Raw genomic sequence first — 22,675 nt, 5'->3', positions numbered from 1 at the left:
TGCCAGGCAGGTAGCCTGGGTTGAGCACCGCGGAAGCCGGGAGAAAACTCAATGCCGATGGAAGCGCCAGCACACGTACGTCATGGCAGACCCTAAGCAAACTCGTTCTGGCGCAACTCTGGGGGCAGTCTGAACAGGTCCAGATTGCTCGGTAACCAGCGATAGTAAAAATAGAACTCGAACAACGCCGGGTGACGGCAACTGCACAGGGTGAGGGCGTTGGAGTGTTGGCTGGGTTGGAAGTGCACGTAGCCGATCACTGAAAAGGCTTCAAAGACGGCGCGTTCTTCATCGCGTAGGTGAATAACCTTGCCGCGTACCAGGTCCGCCGCATGCAAGCACACTTGTGATAGGCATACGTCCTTCATCCTTGTACTCCTTGGGCTTGGTTGAGGCGCTGGATCAGCGTCTGGATATCGATCAAGCGATACTTGCCGAAACAACGCGTGGGCAGCGCGCCGTCGTCAATCCACTGCGTCACCATGTTCTGCTGCTTCTGCAGGCTTGCCAGTTCAGCGAAGCGCTGCGGGGTGAGATAGCGAGGGCAATCTGCGAATAGGTCGGGGGCCAGTTCTTCCACTTTCATGCGGCTTCCTGCACCATTACGACCTCCTCGACTAGCCTGTATTTCTCAGGATTGTCTTTTCTTTGCTTGGCTCAATTTACTAGTGGTTAGTAAGTTAGTGGCGTGCTGGTTTTCCGTCAAGGCTGGATTAACGATGACGAAGAAGCGCTTTCTGTTTACTGCGGGCGAACGGCTCCGAGGCTTGCGCGAGCTGATGGGATTGAGTCGGCCGGCCTTTGCGGAAATAGTCGGGATAAAACCCAAACGCCTGGAGAACATCGAAAACGGTTGGCAGAAGATGCACGACGAGGATTTCGAGAAGGTCTGCAGTGTGTTTGAGGAGTTCAGCCGTTGGATTGCCTATGAAGGCCCGCTCGACCGACAGGCATTGGAACTCAAGGTGGCGGATTCGGCACAGAAGGCGGCTGTCTATCTGGTCAAATGCAACCCTGAACTGCTTAAGAGCAGCGGTATTTCCTTGGCTGAATGGTCGAGTCGTCACCAGGCGGTGCTGGACGAATTAGGCAAAAGCGAGGGCAGCACTGACTGAGCTTGCAGCCTCGCTTTGATGCAGGGCGTCGGCTCTGTTTTGACAAGCGCACACCAGTAGCCTGGGTTGAGCACCGCGAAACCCGGGAGAAGGCTCTGCAGCGTCTAGCACCTTGTCAGTGTTGCTGCGCTGCGCCTATCAGGGATGGCTTTGCAGGTAGGGCAAGACATCTGGCGCGCCAGCCAGGCGCAGACCTTCACCCAGGGCCGTGGCCTCCGCCGACTGTTTGGGCAGCAGGAGGAATTCCGGTGCCCCTGCGCCGCGTAGCAACGACAGGCGTGCGTAGGGCAGGCGGTTGTCGAGCAGCAGCGCCATGAATGCTGGGTCGCTCCAGGCGGCGGCAGGCATTGCCAGGACGTGGTAGCAGCGCTGCAGATCGCTCAGCCCGGTTTGGCTCAGGCGATAGTGGGTCAGGGCGGCGGGCAGGTTTACTTCCATGGCGCGGCGGCGGGCGTAGGCCACTGCGCAGGCGAAGGCTTCGGGGTGCAGCTCGCCGGCCCAGAACACGCGTGCGCCACGCCAGTCGGCCTGGCGCAGCTGAATCTGCTCACCGGCGAGAAAGCGTGGCAGTGCCAGGCTGATGCTGCGCACGAAATCCTTGTAGCTGATGATTCGCACTGTTCGGCAACAGGGCATGCTGCCGTACTGCTCGAAGCTGCTACACACAGCCTGTTCGCTGCTCACGCCGCTGAGGCCATCGATCAGGCGCAGATCGAAATTTGCCAGCTCACGCTGTTCCTGCTCGATCACCCGTACCAGCATGGCATGGGCTTGCGCCTTGTCTTCCTGCACCGGCCCGGAGAGGGCGCCGCGTGGCAGCTCTGCCAGGCGCTGCAGGGGCGGGCCGTCCTGCCAGCAGATGCTTTCGCGCAGTGGCGGCAAGGCCACGAAGGGCAGGTGCAGATGGCTCGCGCGCTCCAGAATCTGCCGTGGCGCACGGCCGATAAAGCCCAGGCGTTGGGCAAGGGCTGTGAGGCGTGAGCTGAGCGATGGGGGTTGCTCGGAGAGGGTCATAAACGACTACGAATTCCACAGGTACTCGTAGTGTGGCAGAGCCCTTTGGCCCCTGCACAGGCTTTGCCGGGCAAATCGGCTGATCGGCCGGGACGTTGCTGTGGCAAACTTATCTTATTCATTTGTACGGTGTCTCCATGCCCAGTCTCGTCCTGGATCTTGCATTGCCTGCCGAGCGTCTACTTGCCGTCTATGAGGGCCGCGCGGAGCGGATTATGGCCCATTCGCGCGACGGTCGTCGTGTCAGTATTGCTGCGCGGCATTTCCGTCCGTACCTCACCCATGAGGGGGTGTACGGCGCGTTTGAACTGACATTCAGTGACAAGGGCGAGTTGCTCGAACTGCGTCGGCTGGACCGCTGAGCCGGGCGCGCCTCGCCTGCAAGGGCACCTGGGCTGTATAATCGCCGGCTTCGATTTAATCCCTACACGAGCTAAGCCTGCCCATGTACAACCTGGCCCGCGAGCTGCTGTTCAAACTGTCCCCGGAAACCTCCCACGAATTGTCGATCGACCTGATCGGTGCGGGCGGCCGCTTGGGGCTCAATCGCGTGTTGACCAAGACGCCGGCCAGCCTGCCGGTACAGGTCATGGGCCTGGAGTTCGCCAACCCGGTCGGGCTGGCGGCTGGGTTGGACAAGAACGGTGACGCCATCGACGGTTTCGCTCAGTTGGGTTTCGGCTTCGTCGAGATCGGTACCGTCACGCCACGGCCGCAACCGGGCAACCCCAAACCACGTCTGTTTCGTTTGCCCGAAGCCGAGGCGATCATCAATCGCATGGGCTTCAACAACCTGGGCGTCGATCACCTGTTGGCGCGTGTGCAGGCGGCGCGTTATCGCGGTGTGCTGGGTATCAACATCGGCAAGAACTTTGACACCCCGGTTGAGCGCGCAGTCGATGACTACCTGTTGTGCCTGGACAAGGTCTACGCCCATGCCAGCTATGTGACGGTCAACGTCAGCTCGCCGAATACACCGGGCCTGCGCAGCCTGCAGTTCGGCGATTCGCTGCGCCAGCTGCTCGACGCCTTGCGTCAGCGCCAGGAGGCGCTCACCGCGCTGCACGGCAAGCGTGTGCCCCTGGCGATCAAGATTGCCCCGGACATGAGCGACGAGGAAACCATTGAGGTGGCCCGTGCTCTGGTCGAGGCGGGGATGGATGCGGTTATCGCCACCAACACCACCCTTAGCCGTGACGGTGTCAAAGGCTTGGAGTGGGGCGACGAAGCGGGTGGCCTGTCGGGCGCACCGGTACGCGACAAGAGCACGCACATCGTTCAGGTGTTGGCTGGTGAGTTGGCGGGGCGTTTGCCGATCATTGCCGTGGGTGGGATTACCGAAGGTCGGCATGCGGCTGAGAAGATCGCCGCAGGCGCGAGCCTGGTACAGATTTATTCCGGGTTTATTTACAAGGGCCCGGCGTTGATTCGTCAGGCGGTCGATGCCATTGCCGGTTTGCCGCGTGCAGGTGTTTAACGGCAGGCAATAAAAAGGGCTCCTCTAAGGAGCCCTCTGGGCTTGCGCCCGCCGCTCTGGGGGAGCGGGCTTGGTGAAGTCGTTGGGGCGGGTGTCAGCCGACCGCGTGGAGTTCGTTGAGTCGATGGATGCCAGCGGTGCCGGTCAGTCCGTCCCAGTTGTCGCCGCGCCCTTCACGCCAGCCGTTCAACCAGGCCTGCCGCACAGACTGGAGGGTAAATGGACACAATTCGCGGGATTTGCCGTTGATGCCGTATTGATAGCCGCGCAAAAAAGCTCTTTCCAAAGGATCACGCTTAAGTCTTCTCATAGGGTGTAGCCCTCAATGTTGACTGTTATGTCCTGGTGACCTCACGGCGAGGTCGGGCAGAAGGTCTGCCGATGGAGCCCGCTGCCGGCGTGGCGGTCTCCGTGTCATGACCGTTGCAGCCATGACCTGGGTTGATTTCTATCGAATGCGTAGAGCCCTGTGAATGATCGTTTTGTCATAAGCACGTAATGCTTTTGTGACCACAGCCATAAGGGGGCATGAGCGAAACCCTGATGGGCTGCCGCGAGCGCTAGTGGGCCGGGCGTTTGCCGGTTGCATGCTTGCACACTGCCATTGCGAATTGCTCGTGATTGCAGGCGTTACTTATTCCGACGAAGTGTCGCTTTGCAACGCTTCGTCACTTATTTTGGCTGTGTAGTCCGCTACGGCGGCCCCTTTTTGCTTAGCACTGGATAACCTAATGTCGGATCGTCACGAACTCTTCCTCACCTGTCCCAAAGGCCTGGAGGGTCTGCTGCTTGAAGAGGCCGGCCAGCTTGGGTTGGAAGAGGCCCGCGAGCACACCTCGGCGATTCGCGGGTTGGGCTCGCTGGAGACCGCCTACCGGTTGTGCCTGTGGTCACGCCTGGCCAACCGCGTGTTGCTGGTGCTGGCGCGCTTCCCGGTGCGCGATGCCGAGAGCCTGTACGAGGGCGTGCTGGAGGTGGACTGGTTCGAGCACCTGGACCCGGCGGGCAGCCTGGCGGTGGAGTTCAGTGGTAATGGTTCGGGCATCGACAACACCCACTTCGGCGCGCTCAAGGTCAAGGATGCGATTGTCGACAAGCTGCGCCAGGCCGACGGCACACGGCCTTCGGTGGACAAGCTCAACCCCGATATGCGTGTGCACCTGCGCCTGGACCGCGGCGAAGCGATTCTGTCGCTCGACCTCTCCGGCCACAGCCTGCACCAGCGCGGCTACCGCCTGCAGCAGGGCGCTGCGCCGCTCAAGGAAAACCTCGCCGCCGCCGTGCTGATTCGTGCCGGCTGGCCGCGCATTGCCGCCGAGGGCGGCGCCCTGGCCGACCCGATGTGTGGGGTGGGCACCTTCCTGGTCGAGGCGGCGATGATTGCCGCCGATGTGGCGCCGAACATGACTCGCCAGCAGTGGGGGTTCAGCCAGTGGCTGGGGCATGTGCCGGCCATCTGGAGCCGCCTGCATGCCGAGGCTGAGCAGCGCGCCGCCGCGGGTATGGCCAAGCCACCGTTGTGGATTCGCGGCTATGAAGCCGACCCGCGACTGATCCAGCCGGCGCGCAATAACATCGAGCGCGCTGGCATGGGTGACTGGGTCAAGGTGTACCAGGGCGAGGTGGCCACCTTTGAACCGCGCCCGGACCAGAACCAGAAAGGCCTGGTGATCTGTAACCCACCCTATGGCGAGCGTCTGGGTGACGAAGCCAGCCTGCTGTACCTCTACCAGAACCTGGGTGAGCGTCTGCGCCAGGCGTGCATGGGCTGGGAGGCCGCGGTGTTCACCGGCGCCCCTGACCTGGGCAAGCGCATGGGCATTCGCAGCCACAAGCAATACGCCTTCTGGAACGGTGCCTTGCCGTGCAAGCTGTTGCTGATCAAGGTGCTGCCGGATCAGTTCGTTACCGGCGAGCGGCGTACTCCGGCGCAGCGCCAGGTCGAGCGCGAGCTGGCCAGTGCTCAGCCTGAAGAAGTGGTTGAAGCGCCGAAGCTGAACAAGAACGGCAATCCGATCAAACCTGCGCCGGTCACCTCGCCGGTGGTGGAGCTGGCGCGCCTCAGCGAAGGCGGACAAATGTTCGCCAACCGCCTGCAAAAGAACCTCAAGCAGTTGGGCAAGTGGGCCAAGCGCGAAGGCATCACCTGCTACCGCGTGTATGACGCCGACATGCCGGAATACGCCCTGGCAGTGGATCTGTACCACGACTGGGTGCATGTGCAGGAATACGCCGCGCCTAAGTCCATCGATCCGGAAAAGGCCCAGGCACGCCTGTTCGATGCCCTGGCCGCGCTGCCCCAGGCGCTTGGTATCGACAAGAGCAAGGTGGTGATCAAGCGCCGCGAGCGCCAGGCTGGCACCAAGCAGTACCAGCGCCAGAGCACCCAGGGCCAGTTCATGGAGGTCAGTGAGGGCGGCGTCAAGTTGTTGGTCAACCTGACCGATTACCTGGACACCGGGCTGTTCCTCGACCACCGCGCGATGCGCCTGCGCATTCAGCGTGAGGCCGCCGGCAAGCGCTTTCTCAACCTGTTCTGCTACACCGCCACGGCCACCGTGCATGCGGCCAAGGGTGGGGCGCGCAACACCACCAGCGTCGACCTGTCGAAGACCTACCTGGACTGGGCGCGGCGCAACCTCTCACTCAATGGTTTCTCCGACAAGAACCGCCTGGAGCAGGGCGATGTGATGGCCTGGCTGGAAGCCGACAGCGGCGAGTACGACCTGATCTTTATCGACCCGCCGACCTTCTCCAACTCCAAGCGCATGGAGGGCGTGTTCGATGTGCAGCGCGATCACGTACGCCTGCTCGACCTGGCCATGGCGCGGCTGGCGCCGGGTGGCGTGCTGTACTTCTCCAACAACTTCCGCAAGTTCCAGCTCGAGGCGGACGTGCTGCAGCGCTATGCGGTGGAGGAGATCAGCGCCCAGACCCTGGACCCTGACTACGCCCGCAACCCGAAGATCCACCGCGCCTGGCGTTTGCAGGCGCAGTAATAAACCCATGACAGTCGAGCCGTAGGGTGCGCCGTGCGCACCGGCGCAGCCTGCAGAACCCTGGTGCGCGCGGCGCACCCTACACAGCTTGCCGCTCGGCCCAAGCTGCCCATGCAACATTCAATTGGGGCATGGCCATAAAAAACGCCCCGCAATCGCGGGGCGTTTTTCGTTGTATCAGCGTTTGGGCGCTGCCTGGGGTTGGCGGTACAGGTCAATCAGCACCTGGTCGAGGATCGATGAGGCGCCCCAGGGCTTGGGATCGTTGAGGATCGCCACCACGGCCCAGCTGTTGCCGTTGTTGTCGCGGCTGAAGCCGGCGATGGCGCGGACGTTGTTCAAGGTGCCGGTCTTGATGTGCGCCTGGCCCACCAGCGCCGAGTTGCGCAGGCGCCGGCGCATGGTGCCGTCCATGGCCACCAGCGGCATTGAGCTGATGAACTCGGCGGCGTAGGGACTCTGCCAGGCGGCCTGGAGAATCTTGGCCATTTCCCGGGCACTGATGCGCTCATCACGCGACAGGCCCGAGCCGTTTTCGATCACCAGTTGCGGCGCGGTAATGCCCTTGCGCGCCAGCCAATCGCGGATCACCCGTTGTGCGGCCTTGGCATCGTCGCCATCGGCCTCGTTGCGAAACTTCGCGCCGATGCTTAGCAGCAACTGCCGAGCCATGGTGTTGTTACTGTACTTGTTGATGTCGCGGATGATCTCCACCAGGTCCGGGGAGAAGCTGCGTGCCAGCAGGCGTGCGTCATCTGGCACGCTGGCACTGCGGGTTTGGCCCAGGATGCTACCGCCCAATTCCTGCCAGATGGCGCGGATGGCGCCAGCGGCGTAGCCCGGGTGGTCGAGCAGGGCCAGGTAGGTCTGGGCGCTGCAGCCTTCGGCGAGCTGGCCGGTGACGATCACGTTGACACCGTCGAATTCGCTTACCGGGTTGTAGCGCACATCTGGCCAACCGGTGCACTTGGCGGCCGGTAACAGTTTGACCTTGTTGTCGATTTTGACTTCGGCGATTGGCGGCTCGGCGGCGATGTGGACCTTGCCGTTCTCGGCGCGGGCGATAAAGCGCAAGGACTTGAGGTTGACCAGCAGCGAGTCTGGGCTCACCAAGTAGGGTTTGTTGGCATCGCCGCCATCGTCGTTGAATACCGGCAGCTCCGGCTGCAGGAAATGACTCCGGTCGAGCACCAGATCACCGGTAACCTGGCGCACGCCGTTGGCGCGCAGGTCGCGCAGCAGCAGCCAGAGCTTTTCCATATTCAGCTTGGGGTCACCGCCGCCCTTGAGGTAGAGGTTGCCGTTGAGCACGCCGTCCTTGAGTGGACCGTCGGTGTAGAACTCGGTCTTCCACTGGTAGGTCGGGCCAAGCAGTTCGAGCGCTGCATAGGTGGTCACCAGTTTCATGGTTGAAGCCGGGTTGACCGAGACATCGGCGTTGAAATAGGTGCTGGCCCCTGGGCCGGTCAGCGGCAGGGTGACCAGAGACATCGACTGGGTACTGATCTTGTTGGTTTGCAGGGCCTTCTGCACGCTGGGCGGCAGGGTGTTCTTCACCGCCGCCTGGGCGGGCAGGGCGATGAGCAGGCTGGTGAGGGTGATATGGCACAGGCCGGTGATCAGGGAATGGACGCCCTGGCGAGTAACGATAAAAGGCATGGATAAAGAGTCCCACTGCGGTTCGGGAAGGTGCCGCGCATTATGCCCCAAGCCGCTTTGCCGCGCGCACCAGGCTGCGACGAAGCGCAGGTGGCGACAATCCGTTGCACGTCAGGCGGGCATGCGCGCAGGCAAGCTGTTAAAGTAGCCGGCTTATCACCTGTGAGGATTGTTCCAATGGCTACCAACCGTTCCCGTCGTCTGCGCAAGAAACTCTGCGTGGATGAATTCCAGGAGTTGGGTTTTGAGTTGAACCTGAACTTCAAGGAAGGCTTGAGCGATGAGGCCATCGATGCCTTCCTCGAGCAGTTCCTGCGTGACGCCATGACCGCCAACGGTCTGGGCTATGTGGGCGGCGATGACTTCGGTCTGGTGTGCCTGAGCAAGCGTGGCTCGGTCAGCGAAGAGCAACGCGCTGCGGTCGATGCCTGGCTCAAGGGCCGTGACGAGCTGGTTGACTACACCGTCAGCCCGCTGCTCGACGTCTGGTACCCGGAAAACGAGATCAATCAGGCTTAAGCCTGATGCCTCTCGGACCTGCGCCCTGCAGGTCCGAGAGGCGCCGTTATATCCCACGCATTACTCCGTTACCCCCGCCTTTTCCAGTATTGCTCCCTCATCCACCTCATCGATTTGCTCACGGCGCATAAAGCGTTCGGCATAGCGTCGGTATATCCCTGCGCGCACGAAAAGCCCGAACAGCGGTGGATCGATATGACCGGTGCGGCACATGCCCGCCATGATGCCCAGCGATTCGGACAGGTGTTTGCCCTTTTTGTAGGGGCGGTCCGCGGCGGTGAGTGCCTCGAAGATGTCGGCGATGGCCATCATCCGGGCCGGCAGACTCATCTGCTCGCGGGTCAGGCCTTTCGGGTAGCCACTGCCATCCATCTTCTCGTGGTGCCCGCCGGCAATCTCGGCGACTTGCCGCAGGTGCGCGGGGAAGGGCAGGTGGCTGAGCATCAGGATGGTCTGCACGATGTGGTGATTGATGATGTAGCGCTCCTCGGCCGTCAAGGTGCCTCGGGTGATGCTCAGGTTGTGCAATTCGCCACGGTTGAACTTGTGCAGCGGCACTTCGAGCTTGAAGCCCCAGGGGTTGTCTTCGGCGATCAGCTCGCTGCTCGGCCGCGCGATCAGGTGTACGGGCTTATCGGCCAGTAGCGCTTCCTCGACCGGCAGGCTGGCGGGCGGTAAGGCAGCCTGGCGCTGCTGTTCCTCCCAGGACACACCAAGGCGGTCATCCAGGGTACGCATCCAGGTGCGCTGGGCAATGTGCTGCAAGCGTTCGAGGTCGGCGTCGGCCATGGCTTCGGCGCCGAGGTTGCTGCGCGCGACAAAGGCGAATTCCTCATCCAGCGTGGCCAGTTGGGTGTCGCGGGTCTTGCCCAGAGCAACGGCGTCACCGCCGCCTGCACAGCCACGCCAGTAGTCGATCCAGGCGGTGCACTTGAGCACCTCGAAGCGCATGCGTATTTCGTGAATGCGGTCGTACAGGGTTTCCAGTTTGGTGGCCTTGTCGACCACGTACTCGGGTGTGGTGACCTTGCCGCAGTCGTGCAGCCAGGCCGCGATGCGCAGTGCTTCCCAGTCCTCGTCGCTGGGGCGATAGTCGCGGAACGCCGGCTCGTCGCTGGTAGCGGCTGCTTCGGCGAGCATCAAGGTCACTTCCGGGACCCGCTGGCAGTGCCCACCGGTGTAGGGGCTTTTGGCGTCGATGGCACCTGCGATCAACTGAATAAATGCATCGAGCAGTTGGCGCTGGCGCTCCAGCAAGCGCTGGCTTTCGATGCACAGCGCGGCGACGCCGGATACCGCTTCGATAAACGCCACGCGCTCGGGGCGCTGCATGATCAGGTCGGTTTCCTCACCGCTGTCGCAGTGCATCAGCACTTGCACGCCAACCGTTTCACCACGTCGGTTGTGCAGGCCGGTGGCGACGAGGTGGACACGCGGGCTGTCGAGACTTTGCAGCAGTTTGCGGTAATCGCCGGCCTGATCGAAACCGATCGATGCCACGCTGCTGGCACCACCGTTAGCCGGCCCGCGCAACCAGTCTGGCAGGCTGGGGTCGTCACGTTCGTAATTATGCAGGCCGCTGCTTTCCAGGGGCTGTGCCTGTCCCTGAAGGAATACGCCATGCAGCTCCAGGCGGCCGCTTTCTTCGTCGATCAGGTACAGCAGGCCGCCGTGGGCGCCGCCAATGCCGATGGTTTCCTGCAGTACGCGCTGTAGCAGGGCGTCGAAGCGAGTCTCGGCGGAGAGGCTGGCGGCAATGTCGAGAAAGCTGGCGATGGTCTCTTTCATGCGCGTCATGGACACCGCCAGTTGATCGACTTCCAGCACCGGCGAGCCGCCGCTGGTGGGGTAGTCGAAGTCGAAGCGGCGAATCGCTTCGGCTTCCAGCACCAGGGCGCGCAGCGGTTTGACGATCAGCCGTGAGGTCAGCCAGCCCAGTGGCAAGCACAGCAGCAGGGTGGTCAGGGTCACCAGCGCGCCTTGCCAGCGGATGCGGTAAGCCTCGGCGAGCAGTTCGTCTTCGGGCACCAGCAGCGCCAGCTCCAGCCCCTGGGGGCCGCCCTCACGCAAGTGGCGCCGAGCCACGACCCAGCGGCGCTGATCGAGCTCGAATGCGCCATCGCTTTGCTCAGGCTGGGTATCGAGTAGGGCGGCCAGGGTTGGGCTCAGTTCACGAACTGACGCCAGGTGAGCGCCATCATCAGCCAGTAGGCGACTGCTGTCCGGGTGGGCAATCACATGGCCCGATGGATCGTAGAGCATCACCTCGCTGCTGGGCGTGATCTGATGACGAGCCAGGGTCGCGGAGAGGTCCGCCAGGGTCAGGTCGGCGCCCATGACGGTCGTCAGCCCGGCGCGCCTGGCCAGCGTGGTGCCCACCTCGGCAGTGGAGAAGAAGACATAGGGCGCCGTGGTGATCTGCCCGCCATCACCGCGGGCCAGCCTGTACCAGTCACGGCTGCGCGGGTCGTAGTCTTCATTCAGGCGCTGGCGACGGCTGATCAGGTTCAGCGAGCCGTCATAGAACAGGTAGTTGGCGTCCAGGCTGGCCGCACTGCGCTCGATCGACCACACCTGATAGGCGGCCTGGTTGGGGGCGTCGAAGCGCGCCTTGAGCCTATCGCTGCGCAGGGGCCGGACCATGAAGAAATCACCATTTTCGTAGCCCAGGTACAGCGAGGCCAGGCGCGGGTTGTCGCGTAGGGCCTGGACCATGGGGGGGAGCATCTTGAGGCGTTGCTCCAGGTCGCTGCCCTGGGTGGCTTCATGCAGGGCCAGAATACTGAGCAGGTGGCGAATGGGCTGGTAAGTCAGCTCGAGGTCCTTCTCCACATCATGGCGGATGCGCTCGAACAGCGTGGCGCTGCTGGAGAAGATGATCTGGGTGGTCTGGCGGTAGTTGAACAGGCCCAACACCACACCCGTGACCAATAGCAGGAGCGTGAACAGCACGCTGATATGGACATGCAGGGGGAAGCGGCGGTCACGCGGATGCAGGGGCATGGCGCTTCACTCCTTGGGTTGCGCTGTTATCCCGAAAAGCATAGTGAAGCGCAGTCGACCCTGCTGGCTAAAAGCGATTGTGCATAAAAAATAAATCTACTAGTCGCTTTTCTGCTGCTCTTGAGGCGCTGTCGGTGCCTTGCTGCGCGCTTCGAGTAGCTGCTGCAGGCCATGCATCAGCAAGGCCACGAACAGCGCCAGTACCACGCCTATCAGCGCATTGAGCAGGCGCACCTGAGCCAGGTGCCAATCCTGGGCCAGGCTTTCGGCAAGCAGCACGAAGCACAGCGTCGTCTGCAGCACGAACAGACCATAGTGGTTGGCTTGCAGGGCACGGCTCAGGGCGATCAGCGGCAACAGGGTGGCGACCATCAGCGCCGGGCTCTGCAAACTGTGACCCATGAGAATCAACAAACCGGCCGCTGCCAGGCTGGCCAGACTCGACTGCAGGGCGCGCACCAGGCTGCCCTGGAACTCCAGTTGCAGGGTGGTGACCACGGTCAGGGTAAGCCAGTAGCCGCGCTGTAGCCCGGCCAGGTTGACGACCAGGCCCGCTAGGGCGAATGCCAGGGTGCAGCCCAGCGCGTGCAGGCGCCACTGGCGTCGCGGCAGGCGCCGTGCGTGGCGTTTGAGAACCTTGAGCAGGCTGATAAAGCGCGGCATGTAGGGCCACATGCGCAAACCGTGCATGCCGCGCAGGCCGAAGGCCAGCAGCATTACCCAGAGCCCGCCGAGGATAAACAGCATGGCAATGGCCTGGGGGTTGTTCAGGCTGCCCAGGCCATACTGCCCCTGGCCAAGACACAGGCACACGGCCAGGCCAATGCCCAGCTTGCCGGCTTCGCTACCAAAGCGTTGCAGCCAGGCCAGGAGCAGGCCGAAGGCGGCAAACAGCCCCAGGCTGATCAGCGGATGGCTGGCGGACCAGAAGCCCAGGCCGGCGCTGCAGGCCCCCAGGCCGGTGAGCAGAAGCATGCGCAACATGCCGAAGCGGTGCAGCGGGTTGGCCTGCGCCGCCTGAAAGGCGCCGACCGAGGCCCAGAGAAACCCAGGATGCGAGCTGAACAGCCCCAACAGCAGCGGTAACGCGCAGCCAAAACCGGCTACCACCGCAGGCCCCCAGGCGGGAGGCCCGGCGTGCCAGCGCAGGCTTTGCTGGAGCAGATGCTTCATGGCAGTGGGCTCTGTTGCATAGGTTTAGCGTGCCGGCTGGTCGATCTCATACCGGGCTGGAGCGGCCGGTCATCTCCCGCGCCATTTCCGTCGCGTAACTGTCGGTCATGCCGGCGATAAAGTCGATCATGCGCAGGAATGAGCGATACAGCGGCCAGTGCGGATCCGGGGCGTTATTGCCGAGCAGGTCGAGAATACGCCGGTTCTTGAATGAAGGCGTGCGCCCGCCATGCTGCTCCAGCGCCGCGCCGCAAAAGGCGTTAAGGAGAATTTCCAGGGTGGTGTAGGCACCGATCTCGTGCAGGGTCTTGCGCTTGTCCTGAAAGATCTTCTGCCGGGCCATGTCCTTGGCGCTCTGCACACAGCGCTTGGCGGTGCCGTGCATATGCTCGACCAGATCGCCCTGCAAGGTGCCGGCCAGCAGGGCGTCCTGCTGTTCGACAAAGGCTTCGGCGGCGGCATTGGTCAGGTGTTCGATGGCCTTGCCGCGCAGGATCGCCAGCTTGCGCCGCTTGGAGTCGTCCGGGCCGAGCTGGCGGTAGGTCTGTGGCAGGTCGTCGCCGACCAGATCGAGCAACAGGGCCTCGACCTCGGCATACTCCAGCAGCTCCATCTCCAGGCCGTCTTCCAGGTCGATCAGGCCGTAGCAGATGTCATCGGCCGCCTCCATCAGATAAACCAGCGGGTGGCGCGCCCAGCGCTGGTCGTCGAGCTGGGGCAGCTCGAGCTTCTGGGCGATCTGCTCGAGCAGCGGCAACTCGCTCTGGTAGCAGCCGAACTTGTGTTTCTTATAGCCCAGGGCCTCGGCATGGCGCGCGGTCCAGGGGTACTTGAGGTAGGTGCCGAGGGTCGCGTAGGTCAGGCGAGTGCCACCGTCGAACTGGTGGTATTCGAGTTGGGTAAGCACCCGGAAGCCCTGGGCATTGCCCTCGAAATTAAGAAAGTCGCCACGTTCCGCTTCGCTCATGCCATCCAGCCAGCCACGTCCTGCGGCCTGCTGGAACCAGTGGCGGATGGCATCTTCACCCGAGTGGCCGAAGGGCGGGTTGCCGATGTCGTGGGCCAGGCAGGCGGATTGCACGACCATGCCCAGGTCGCTCGGCTCGCACCAGGCCGGCAGCGCCGGGCGGATCATCTCGGCTACGCGCATGCCCAGGGAACGGCCGACGCAGCTGACTTCTAGGGAGTGGGTCAGGCGGGTGTGGATATGGTCGTTGCTCGACACCGGGTGCACCTGGGTCTTGCGGCCCAGGCGGCGAAAGGCGCCGGAAAAGATGATGCGGTCATGGTCCTTATGAAACGGGCTGCGCCCCAGCTCGTCGGCACTGGGTGCCGGTTTGCCCAGGCGTTCACGTGTCAGTAGCGTTTGCCAATCCAAGGCCGATCCTCATTTTCCGTGACTAAAAGGGCTTAGCTTCGGGGTTGCCGAGCCTGTCCGCAAGCCTTGCATGGTTTCAGAACCCTGCTGCGTCGATATCGATCAGCAGCAGCTGTGTACCGTTGCCGACGAACTGCCCGGCGGTGAGGCAGTACTGGTTGCTGGTGGCGTCGCGGTAAGTGCTCGAGAGGATCAGTCGGCGCTCGTCCCAGCCTTCGGCCAGCAACTGGTAAAAATACGGTCGCCACGACCAGTTGTGCCCCTGGTAGCGGGTGTCGACTTCCCAGTAATGCCCGCGCCACTCCAGGTTCGGGCTGATCTGCGTGCCATTGCGGTCGCACTGATAGACCCGCAACAGCCAGGGAAAGGCGGTGGGATTACAGGTGGGGACACCGGAAGGCGTCGCCTCAAGCCACTGGCGCAGGTCGCTCATCAACTGTGTCAGCTGTTGGCGCAGGGTCATCACCCGTGCGCGCTCGGCCAGCTTGTGCTGGACGAAATGGTCACGTAACCGGGCGAAACGACCGACGAAGGCATTGGTCTGGAAGAATTCGAGTTCCGGACGGGCAAAGATAAAACCTTGCACATAGCGGGCGCCGCACTCCAGGGCGAAATCCAGCTCGGCCTCGGTCTCCACGCCTTCGGCAATGATCCAGCAGCCGGTTTTCTCCGCCATTTTTGCCAGGGCCTTGACCACCTCGCTGCTCGGGCCACCTTGAGCGGCGTCCTTGAACAGGCGCATGTCCAGCTTGAGGATATCCGGCTGCAGGGCCAGTACCCGGTCCAACTGCGAGTAGCCGGCGCCAAAATCATCGATGGCGATGCGTGCACCGGCTTTACGGTACTGCGCGACCACCCCGGGCAGGCGCTGGCTGGCGCCGCCCAGTTCGGTGATTTCAAACACGATGCGCTTCGGGTCGATGCCGCTACGCTGCAGCTGCTTGAGGCTGGGCAGGGGTTGCTCAGGGCGTAGGCGGCTCACCCAGCGCGGGGAAATGTTCAGGCTGAGAAACCAGCTCTCGGGGGCTTGGTGAAAGCGCGTCAGGGCCTGTTCGCGAACACAGCGATCCAGGCGCCGAAGGGCAGCGGGCGGTGTTTTCGGGTCGGCAAACAGCGGCCCGGCCGAGCGCAGAATACCGTCGGCACCGCGCAGGCGTGCAAGCGCTTCCACGCCGGCAATCTGTCCAGTGGCGGTGTCGATAAAAGGTTGGAAGACGGCTAGCGGTTGACCGTCGAGCACCGAGAAATCCTTAGCCTTGGGAGCGGTAGGCGCCGCGGAGCGCGGCGCACCGTTCAGCTAAGCAAAATCGCGGCCATTGCGTGCGACACGTCGTGCCTTGGCACGTTGCGCGGCAACCTGGCGGACGACGGGCGCCGCCAGTAGTGCCAAACGCAACAAGCCACGCCAGCGCACCTTGCGGGCGCCGAGCAGGCCAATCAGCAAGCCGCCACCCGCAATCATCAGTTTGGCATTGCCCTGTTGCAGCTCGCTGCGGCACTGGTTCCTGAAGCGCTGAACCTTGCGCAGGGGCTGCATGACAATCAGGGTTTCAAGGCGAATCTGCTGGCGCCGCAACTCCAGCTGCAGACGCAGCAGTTCCTTGCGTTGCTCGGCCGGGGTGAGGGGTACGAGGTCGGTCATGGCAACAGGCGCTCCCGGTCACGGGCCAGCTCGTCGAGACTTGCACGAAATGGCGTGGCTGCATTACGCAAACGAGACAACAGCAGGGATACGCAAATAGCGCCGCCCAGTGCATGAAACACACACAAACCGACGGCTGCCGCGATGCGGTGGGTATCCCAGAAGCTGATCAGGACCAGTGCCGAGAGCCCGAATAGCAGCATCAGGACGAATACTCCAGCGATCAGCGCAAGCAGCAGCAAGCCAATAGCGAAACGCTTCTGCTCGTGCATTTCCTCGCCGATTAGCGCCAGGTGCCCCCTCAACAGGTCGAGTACGGCAGTTGCCAGGCGCCGCGGCGAAGACGCGCCGCTATCCGGGCCGGACGTTGGCGTGGTGTTCATGGCCACCACCCTTAGCGTCGAATCAACATACCGAGCAGAACGCCTACGCCTGCGGCGATACCCACTGCCTGCCACGGATGCGTTTGCACGTAGGTTTCGGTGGCTTCCATAGCAGCCTGACCTCGTTCGCGCACACTTTCCTCGGCGGCGTGCAGGCTCAGGCGCGCGCGCTCAAGGTTCTCACGCATCTGCAGGCGCAATTCTTCCGCTTGCTCACCGACCAGGTTGGCGGACTGAGCCAGCAATGTTTCGGTATCACGTACCAGCGTCTGGAACTGCTCGATGACCTGATCCTGAGTGGTATGGGTCGGCGCAGTCGTTTTGGGAGTGGAATTTTGCATCGGGTTTCTCCTTGCTAGGTCGGTGTTACAGGTACGAGTGCCCACTATAGGCCTGAGTTCAGACTCTTTGCCTGCTCAACGCTGTCGCAGGGGGGATTGACTGGAACAGGCTTTGCATTACGCCGGTGCGTCGACTGGCTCTACTGCCCTCTTATAGGGCCTTCTCGTTGCGATCGTATGATCGAAATTTAAGATTCAACTCACTAATAAATAAAGAATAAGTGCCATTTCTCCAGAAGCAGGCAGCCTCAAACTGGTGCCTGCATTCTCTAGCTCAGGGACGATGAACACGCAATCGTGTCGCAATGTGGTGCGCGACGCTGAACGAGTGTTCTGATTTGGTGCTTTTCCGGCAAATAGGATCGATCCCCGATGGAAAACCTACACAGTGCTGTGGAAACCCTGATCCACGGCTCCAATACCCTGTTCATTCTGCTGGGAGCGGTGATGGTGCTGGCGATGCATGCCGGCTTTGCCTTCCTTGAAGTGGGTACGGTACGGCAGAAAAACCAGGTCAACGCGCTGTCGAAGATTCTCTCGGATTTCGCCGTATCGGCATTGGCTTATTTTTTCGTCGGCTACTGGATTGCCTACGGGGTTAATTTTCTGCAGCCGGCCAGCGTGCTGACCGAAGGTAACGGCTACGGATTGGTAAAGTTCTTCTTTCTGTTGACCTTTGCCGCTGCCATCCCTGCGATTATTTCCGGTGGGATTGCCGAGCGCGCCCGTTTCGGTCCGCAGCTGTGTGCGACCGTGTTGATCGTTGCCTTCATCTATCCCTTCTTCGAGGGGTTGATCTGGAATGGCAACCTGGGCCTGCAAGCCTGGCTTGAGGCGCGCTTCGGGGCCCCATTCCATGACTTCGCCGGCTCGGTGGTGGTGCATGCCATGGGCGGCTGGTTGGCGTTTGGTGCGGTGATTCTGCTGGGGCGACGTGATGGGCGTTACCGCGATGGGCGTCTGGTTGCCATGGCGCCGTCAAACATACCGTTTCTGGCGCTGGGCTCGTGGATTCTGATCATCGGCTGGTTCGGCTTTAACGTGATGAGTGCGCAGACCCTGGGCAGTGTCAGTGGTCTTGTGGCCGTCAATACGCTGATGGCGATGGTGGGCGGGACTGTGGCCGCCTTGCTGGTAGGGCGTAACGATCCGGGCTTTTTGCACAACGGTCCATTGGCCGGGCTGGTAGCGGTCTGTGCTGGCTCCGACCTGATGCACCCGGTCGGGGCGCTGATTACCGGCGCTTTGGCCGGCGCCCTGTTCGTTTGGGCGTTTACCGCGACCCAGGTGAAATGGAAGATCGACGATGTGCTTGGTGTATGGCCTCTGCACGGGTTGTGTGGCGTGCTGGGTGGTCTTGCCTGCGGTGTGTTCGGCCAGCAGGCGCTGGGTGGGCTGGGCGGTGTAAGCCTGGCCAGCCAGTTTATCGGTACCGGTCTGGGTGTGCTGGTGGCATTGCTGGGCGGATTTTTGGTGTACGGCGTGCTCAAGGCGACTTTGGGTATTCGCCTGACCCAGGAGCAGGAGTTTTACGGCGCAGACCTGTCGATCCATAAGATCGGTGCGCACAGCGCCGACTGATCGCACTGCGGCAGACACAAAAGAGCCCCGCCGATTGGCGGGGCTCTTGTTTGTGCCGGGCACCTCGGCAGGATGCAGCTGCCGAGGTGATCGGGGGCTTACAGCAGCGGCAGGGTGTAGCTGACGATCAGACGGTTTTCGTCGATGTCGCGGCTGAAGTTGTTACGCATGGTCGCGTTGCGCCACTTGAGACCGAGGTTCTTGAAGGTACCTTCCTGAACCACGTAAGTGATATCCATGTTGCGTTCCCATTCCTTACCCTCAGAAACCGCAGCACCACGGTCGATATTGTCACCGGTCAGGTAACGGGTCATGAAGGTCAGGCCAGGAATGCCGACCGAGGCGAAGTTGAAGTCGTAACGTGCCTGCCAGGATTTCTCGTCCTTGTTGGCAAAGTCACCGATCTGCACATAGTTGACCAGGAACGGGTCGGTACCGTTGATATAGGCGAAGCCGGTGTCGCCGCTCATTTTCTGGTAACCCAGGCCGAAGCTGTGGCCGAACAGGCCGTAGGTCACCATGGCGCCGAACGCTTTGTTATCAACGTTGCTGCGACCGTCATCGGTGGAGCGCGCATAACGCACATCGGTCTTCAGGGTCTGCTTGTCAGCCAGCGGCAGCACATGCACCAGGTTGAACGAGTTCTGCTTGTACAGCTCGTCCAGCTCGGAGTAGTAGTAGGCGCCCGTCAGTTCTGGCGTCAGCTTGTAAGTACCCCCGGCATAGGTGAACTTGTCGGTGGTTGCACCGCCACTCAGGCGAATACCGCGAGTACCTACAGCGCCAGTTCCGCTGTTGAAGCTATTGGCGATAGAGATATCTTGATAGTCGCCGGAGTCCCGGTTATTGACTTCACGGACGCGTGCCACATCCAGGGTCAGGCCGTCGATTTCCTGGGAGACGATCTGGCCAGCCTGGAACACTTGCGGGGTCAGGCGGCTGTCGCTGGAGCCGATGGCCATATTCTTGAACTGCATGCTGCCGACTTTCAGCACGCTCTTGGAGATTTTCGCCTTGGCTGCAACGGCCAAGTCGGACGAATAGTCCTGCGAGCCACCCGAATTATCAGGCGTCAGCAGGCCGCTGCCGGCAGTGCCGCCACCGGAGTCCAGCTTGAAGCCGAGCATGCCAATGGCATCCAGACCGAAGCCTACAGTGCCTTCGGTGTAGCCCGACTCGGCGCGCAGAATAAAGCCTTGCGCCCATTCTTCGGACTTGGACGGCTCATCGCGGCGTGGCTCGGTGCTCTCGCGGAAATCGCGGTTGAAATAGAAGTTACGGGCTTCGAGACTGGCCTTGCTGTCTTCCAGGAAAGCGGCGTAGCCCAGTGTCGGTAGGGTGAGGCTGGCTCCCAGAGTGGCAAGTGCCACAGCCTGGGCGAGGGGAGTCTTGCTCATTATTGTTGTCTCCACGTTTTTATAGTCAGGCCGGATGTGACCGGCCGGTTACGGCACCATGAACTAAAGCATGCGGGTGGCGACCCGGCTTTTAGACTTTAGTATTTTTCAGTGGCTGGCCGACCTACGGGGCCGTATTGGCCGAGTGATGCGGCTTTTGACCGTTGGTCGCGCTGTCGGCGGCGAGGGCTAAACTTCTCCTGAACGCGGCCGTCAACCTCGTGAACCTCCACTTTCGAGTGCCCTGCCATGAATAACCTGACTCCCTTGCTGTCATCCCCATCCCGCACGGCGGCGTTGGCCCAGGCGACAGCACGCAGCAATGATGCGCAAACAACACTGGCCAATCGCCTGGCTGAGCGCTTGGGTATGGAGCCTGGTGCGCTACAGGGCAGTCGAGATGAGTACACCCCGGAAAAAGTCGCTGGGCGTATTCTCGATTTTATCGGCCAGCGCCTCGAGGCTGAAGAAGCGGGCGGTGCCGACCCGGAACGGCTCAAGGCATTGATGGGCCAGGCTCGTGAGGGCGTGGAAAAGGGCTTCGCCGAGGCGCGCAAGATTCTCGATGGTATCGGTGCGCTCAATGGGCAGGTGGCGACGGATGTCGATGACACCTATCAGCGTATCCAGACTGGCCTGGCCAGCCTGGATGAGCGTTTTGCTGGTGCGACGCCAGAGGTGCCGTCCAGCGGTGGTGTTTCGCTGTCGGCTAACCGCGAGCGTTTCGCAGCCCAGGCCGAAACCTTCGAGCTGAATGTCACCACCCGCGACGGTGACCGTTTGCGCGTGTCCATTGCCCAGGCATCGGCCGACTGGTCGCAGAGTCGTGTTGATGCCAGCGGCGATGAAAATGCCATGCAAGCGGTTGCCAGCCAGAGCTCGGGCAGTATTCGTATCGGCGCCTGGCAGGTCGAGGTCGAAGGGGAACTGGATGATGAAGAGCGCGCTTCGCTGGAAAAGCTCTTCAATCAGGTGCAGGACCTGTCGACGCGTTTTTACTCGGGGGATCTCAGTGGCGCATTTGACCGAGCGCTGGCGCTGGACCTGGATGGTGAGCAGTTGGCGTCGATGTCGCTGCGCCTGACCCAGACCAGCGTTCGTCAGGCCACGGATGCCTACAGCAGCGTAGCGGGGCAGGGTGGGCAGGCTGCGGATGCCGTCAATCGTACCCTGGCCGACTACGCGCAAGGCCTGCTCGATTCGTTGCGCACGGCCAATTCGCTGGTCGAGGAAGCGCCTAGCAGCCTGCTTGATCTGTTGCGCGGCGGTTTCTCGCTGGATGAGCGCTTCGATGCAGGGCGCCTGGACAAGGCCGAGCGTCTTAACAGCCGACTGCTCGACGGTCTGCAGTCGGTGGTGGATGCAACCAATCCGGGTGCACAACCGGCATCCTGAGTCGATGTAAACTGCGCGCCGAATGAGTAAGGAGGCGCCCATGCGTCCGGAATGTCAGCTGTTCGGTACCCTGGGATGTCACCTGTGTGAGGTGGCCGAGGCGCTGCTGATGCCGTTTGTTGAGCACGGTTTGCTGGTCGAGCTGGTTGATATCGCCGAGCAGGCCGACTGGGTCGAGCAGTATGGCGTGCGCATCCCTGTGTTAAAACGCTGCGATACCGGTGCCGAGCTGGACTGGCCGTTCGATGCGGCGCAGATCGTGGAGTTTCTCAGCCATCAGGGCTGATTCAACGTCGAACCCGCACGCCCATGCTGGTACGCTTGATAGCTGGTTATCAAAGTCGTCGATGCAGCAAAGGAGATGGCGCAATGAGTTCTGGCCTTGAAGACAATCTGTCGTTGCTGTTGTTTCGTCTGCACAGCGGGCGCCTGCTGGGTATCAATCTGCTCAAGGTCAACGAGATTATTCCCTGTCCCACGCTGACCCGGTTGCCCAGCCACCATCCCCATGTGCGCGGTGTTGCTTCGCTGCGTGGCGCGGCCATGACCGTGATTGACCTGGCGCGTGCCATCGGTGAGGTGGGCGGCAGTGACACTCGTGATGGCTGCCTGATCGTCACCGAGCTGAGTCGCTCGCGCCAGGGCCTGCATGTGCATCAGGTTGAACGTATCGTGCAGTGCTCGGCGCGGGATGTGAAACGCCCCCCGGCCGCTACGGGCAGCGGCGCTTTCATTACCGGGGTAACACAGATCGATGGACGCATCGTGCAGATCCTCGACATCGAGCGGGTGCTTCACGATCTGGCGCCGCCGCTGGTGGCTGAGGCCGATGAGCAGATTCTTACGCCCGCTGAACGGGACCTGTTGCGCGGGCGCCGGGTATTGGTCGTGGACGACTCTCAGGTTGCGCTGCAGTTGAGCCTCAATACCCTGAAACGCTTGGAACTCGATTGTCAGACGGTGCGCAGCGCTGCCGGCGCGCTGGCAATGCTGCACGCCCACTACAAGGAGGGCGAGCCGATCGAGGTGCTGGTATCGGATATCGAGATGCCGGAGATGGACGGCTACAGCCTGGTACAGACCTTGCGCCGCGAGGCGGATATCGGCAGTACCTACGTGCTTCTGCACACCTCGCTCGACAGCACCATGAATACCGAGCGCGCGCGGGCGGTAGGCGCCAATGACATGCTCACCAAGTTCTCCAGTAGCGACCTCAGTCGTGCAATGGTCAGGGCTTTCGAAACCCTGGGCTGAGCCGTTGAGCTCAGCCATTTGGGCTTGCCAAAGGGTAGAAACGCGAAAGCCCGCACACAGGCGGGCTTTCTAGGGATTGGTCGGAGAGACAGGATTCGAACCTGCGACCTTCTCGTCCCGAACGAGACGCGCTACCAAGCTGCGCTACACTCCGATGGGTCGAGATTGTACTGAAAAACTTTTGCTGTACAAGGGGTTAGGCCAAAATTTTTTACCCTCTGGGACCGCCTGGATAGAGGCTGAATTTATAGCTAAGCCGCTTATCAAGGGTGGCCAGGCGACGCTGACGTTAGTGGCTATACAGCCGCTTCGCCTCTGCCGCCCGGCCCAGCGCAGGAGTGGGGG

General features: G+C 61.9%; 22 protein-coding genes and 1 tRNA gene. 9 read left to right on the top strand and 14 right to left on the bottom strand.

Annotation, left to right across the window (positions count from 1 at the left end; all coding sequences use genetic code 11):
- Positions 1 to 92: 92 nt before the first annotated feature.
- Entirely contained in the window at positions 93 to 368 is a 276-nt protein-coding gene (locus tag BMW49_RS09925; protein ID WP_069518888.1) for a hypothetical protein, read from the bottom strand.
- Positions 365 to 586 carry a hypothetical protein gene (locus BMW49_RS09920; protein WP_069518890.1) on the bottom strand — a complete coding sequence of 74 codons (222 nt, stop codon included), beginning with the start codon at positions 584 to 586 and terminating at the stop codon, positions 365 to 367. Before BMW49_RS09920 ends, BMW49_RS09925 begins: the two co-directional genes overlap by 4 nt.
- Positions 587 to 719: 133 nt before the next feature.
- Between BMW49_RS09920 and BMW49_RS09915 the strand changes: the two genes are divergently transcribed.
- Positions 720 to 1,115, top strand: a complete 396-nt coding sequence (locus BMW49_RS09915; protein WP_177342780.1) for a helix-turn-helix domain-containing protein — start codon at positions 720 to 722, stop codon at positions 1,113 to 1,115.
- Positions 1,116 to 1,253: 138 nt separating this feature from the next.
- Here BMW49_RS09915 and BMW49_RS09910 read toward each other — a convergent pair whose 3' ends face one another.
- Positions 1,254 to 2,129, bottom strand: coding sequence for a DUF6685 family protein (locus BMW49_RS09910; protein WP_069518892.1), 876 nt, complete (start codon positions 2,127 to 2,129; stop codon positions 1,254 to 1,256).
- A gap of 137 nt (positions 2,130 to 2,266) precedes the next feature.
- Here BMW49_RS09910 and BMW49_RS09905 point away from each other — a divergent pair, with 137 nt between their 5' ends.
- Positions 2,267 to 2,491 (top strand): DUF2835 domain-containing protein, encoded by a 225-nt coding sequence (locus tag BMW49_RS09905; protein ID WP_069518894.1) that lies wholly within the window; start codon positions 2,267 to 2,269, stop codon positions 2,489 to 2,491.
- 83 nt (positions 2,492 to 2,574) lie between these two features.
- A complete protein-coding gene (locus BMW49_RS09900) occupies positions 2,575 to 3,606 on the top strand; it encodes a quinone-dependent dihydroorotate dehydrogenase (RefSeq protein WP_069518896.1) in 1,032 nt (343 codons plus the stop codon).
- A 94-nt stretch (positions 3,607 to 3,700) separates the two neighbouring features.
- Here BMW49_RS09900 and rmf read toward each other — a convergent pair whose 3' ends face one another.
- Positions 3,701 to 3,916, bottom strand: coding sequence for a ribosome modulation factor (gene rmf, locus BMW49_RS09895; RefSeq protein ID WP_069518898.1), 216 nt, complete (start codon positions 3,914 to 3,916; stop codon positions 3,701 to 3,703).
- Between the two features lie 421 nt (positions 3,917 to 4,337).
- Here rmf and rlmKL point away from each other — a divergent pair, with 421 nt between their 5' ends.
- A complete protein-coding gene (gene rlmKL / locus BMW49_RS09890; RefSeq protein WP_069518900.1) occupies positions 4,338 to 6,605 on the top strand; it encodes a bifunctional 23S rRNA (guanine(2069)-N(7))-methyltransferase RlmK/23S rRNA (guanine(2445)-N(2))-methyltransferase RlmL in 2,268 nt (755 codons plus the stop codon).
- A 177-nt stretch (positions 6,606 to 6,782) separates the two neighbouring features.
- On the opposite strand, the gene dacB is transcribed toward rlmKL, so the two are convergent.
- Complete coding sequence (dacB, locus tag BMW49_RS09885; protein ID WP_083251735.1) at positions 6,783 to 8,264, bottom strand: D-alanyl-D-alanine carboxypeptidase/D-alanyl-D-alanine endopeptidase; 1,482 nt, start codon at positions 8,262 to 8,264, stop codon at positions 6,783 to 6,785.
- Between the two features lie 177 nt (positions 8,265 to 8,441).
- Between dacB and BMW49_RS09880 the strand changes: the two genes are divergently transcribed.
- Positions 8,442 to 8,783: a YggL family protein gene (locus tag BMW49_RS09880; protein ID WP_069518902.1), complete on the top strand. Its 342-nt coding sequence runs from the start codon at positions 8,442 to 8,444 to the stop codon at positions 8,781 to 8,783.
- Between the two features lie 60 nt (positions 8,784 to 8,843).
- Here the strand turns inward: BMW49_RS09880 and BMW49_RS09875 are convergent, their stop codons facing one another.
- From BMW49_RS09875 to BMW49_RS09845, 7 genes are all read right to left on the bottom strand, one after another.
- On the bottom strand, positions 8,844 to 11,786 hold the full coding sequence (locus BMW49_RS09875; protein ID WP_069518904.1) for an HD domain-containing phosphohydrolase: 2,943 nt from the start codon (positions 11,784 to 11,786) through the stop codon (positions 8,844 to 8,846).
- A gap of 99 nt (positions 11,787 to 11,885) precedes the next feature.
- The gene (locus BMW49_RS09870; RefSeq protein ID WP_069518906.1) at positions 11,886 to 12,959 is read right to left on the bottom strand and encodes an FUSC family protein; all 1,074 of its coding nucleotides are present in this window, start codon (positions 12,957 to 12,959) and stop codon (positions 11,886 to 11,888) included.
- Positions 12,960 to 13,005: 46 nt separating this feature from the next.
- The gene (locus tag BMW49_RS09865) at positions 13,006 to 14,337 is read right to left on the bottom strand and encodes a deoxyguanosinetriphosphate triphosphohydrolase (protein WP_069518909.1); all 1,332 of its coding nucleotides are present in this window, start codon (positions 14,335 to 14,337) and stop codon (positions 13,006 to 13,008) included.
- Between the two features lie 76 nt (positions 14,338 to 14,413).
- A complete protein-coding gene (locus BMW49_RS09860; RefSeq protein ID WP_069518911.1) occupies positions 14,414 to 15,577 on the bottom strand; it encodes an EAL domain-containing protein in 1,164 nt (387 codons plus the stop codon).
- A 57-nt stretch (positions 15,578 to 15,634) separates the two neighbouring features.
- Positions 15,635 to 15,979, bottom strand: a complete 345-nt coding sequence (locus BMW49_RS09855) for a hypothetical protein (RefSeq protein ID WP_069518913.1) — start codon at positions 15,977 to 15,979, stop codon at positions 15,635 to 15,637.
- The gene (locus BMW49_RS09850; RefSeq protein WP_069518915.1) at positions 15,976 to 16,362 is read right to left on the bottom strand and encodes a phage holin family protein; all 387 of its coding nucleotides are present in this window, start codon (positions 16,360 to 16,362) and stop codon (positions 15,976 to 15,978) included. Before BMW49_RS09850 ends, BMW49_RS09855 begins: the two co-directional genes overlap by 4 nt.
- Before the next feature lie 11 nt (positions 16,363 to 16,373).
- Positions 16,374 to 16,703 (bottom strand): ElaB/YgaM/YqjD family protein, encoded by a 330-nt coding sequence (locus BMW49_RS09845; RefSeq protein ID WP_069518917.1) that lies wholly within the window; start codon positions 16,701 to 16,703, stop codon positions 16,374 to 16,376.
- A 372-nt stretch (positions 16,704 to 17,075) separates the two neighbouring features.
- On the opposite strand from BMW49_RS09845, the gene BMW49_RS09840 reads away from it, so the two are divergent.
- The gene (locus BMW49_RS09840; RefSeq protein ID WP_069518919.1) at positions 17,076 to 18,284 is read left to right on the top strand and encodes an ammonium transporter; all 1,209 of its coding nucleotides are present in this window, start codon (positions 17,076 to 17,078) and stop codon (positions 18,282 to 18,284) included.
- Between the two features lie 98 nt (positions 18,285 to 18,382).
- On the opposite strand, the gene BMW49_RS09835 is transcribed toward BMW49_RS09840, so the two are convergent.
- Positions 18,383 to 19,681: an OprD family porin gene (locus BMW49_RS09835; RefSeq protein ID WP_069518921.1), complete on the bottom strand. Its 1,299-nt coding sequence runs from the start codon at positions 19,679 to 19,681 to the stop codon at positions 18,383 to 18,385.
- Between the two features lie 249 nt (positions 19,682 to 19,930).
- On the opposite strand from BMW49_RS09835, the gene BMW49_RS09830 reads away from it, so the two are divergent.
- The 3 genes from BMW49_RS09830 to BMW49_RS09820 all read left to right on the top strand — a co-directional run bounded on the left by BMW49_RS09830 (position 19,931) and on the right by BMW49_RS09820 (position 22,330).
- Complete coding sequence (locus tag BMW49_RS09830) at positions 19,931 to 21,076, top strand: DUF5610 domain-containing protein (protein WP_069518923.1); 1,146 nt, start codon at positions 19,931 to 19,933, stop codon at positions 21,074 to 21,076.
- 40 nt (positions 21,077 to 21,116) lie between these two features.
- Complete coding sequence (locus tag BMW49_RS09825; RefSeq protein WP_069518925.1) at positions 21,117 to 21,362, top strand: glutaredoxin family protein; 246 nt, start codon at positions 21,117 to 21,119, stop codon at positions 21,360 to 21,362.
- Positions 21,363 to 21,445: 83 nt separating this feature from the next.
- Positions 21,446 to 22,330 (top strand): chemotaxis protein CheV, encoded by an 885-nt coding sequence (locus tag BMW49_RS09820; RefSeq protein ID WP_069518928.1) that lies wholly within the window; start codon positions 21,446 to 21,448, stop codon positions 22,328 to 22,330.
- Between the two features lie 77 nt (positions 22,331 to 22,407).
- Here the strand turns inward: BMW49_RS09820 and BMW49_RS09815 are convergent.
- Positions 22,408 to 22,484: transfer RNA gene (locus BMW49_RS09815), tRNA-Pro, on the bottom strand.
- Between the last annotated feature and the right edge of the window lie 191 nt (positions 22,485 to 22,675).

The organism is Pseudomonas cuatrocienegasensis (assembly GCF_900110925.1).
GTDB classification, from domain to species: Bacteria; Pseudomonadota; Gammaproteobacteria; order Pseudomonadales; family Pseudomonadaceae; genus Aquipseudomonas; species Aquipseudomonas cuatrocienegasensis.
Note: the sequence above shows the minus strand (reverse complement) of the source record. Positions and strands in the feature narration are given on the sequence as shown.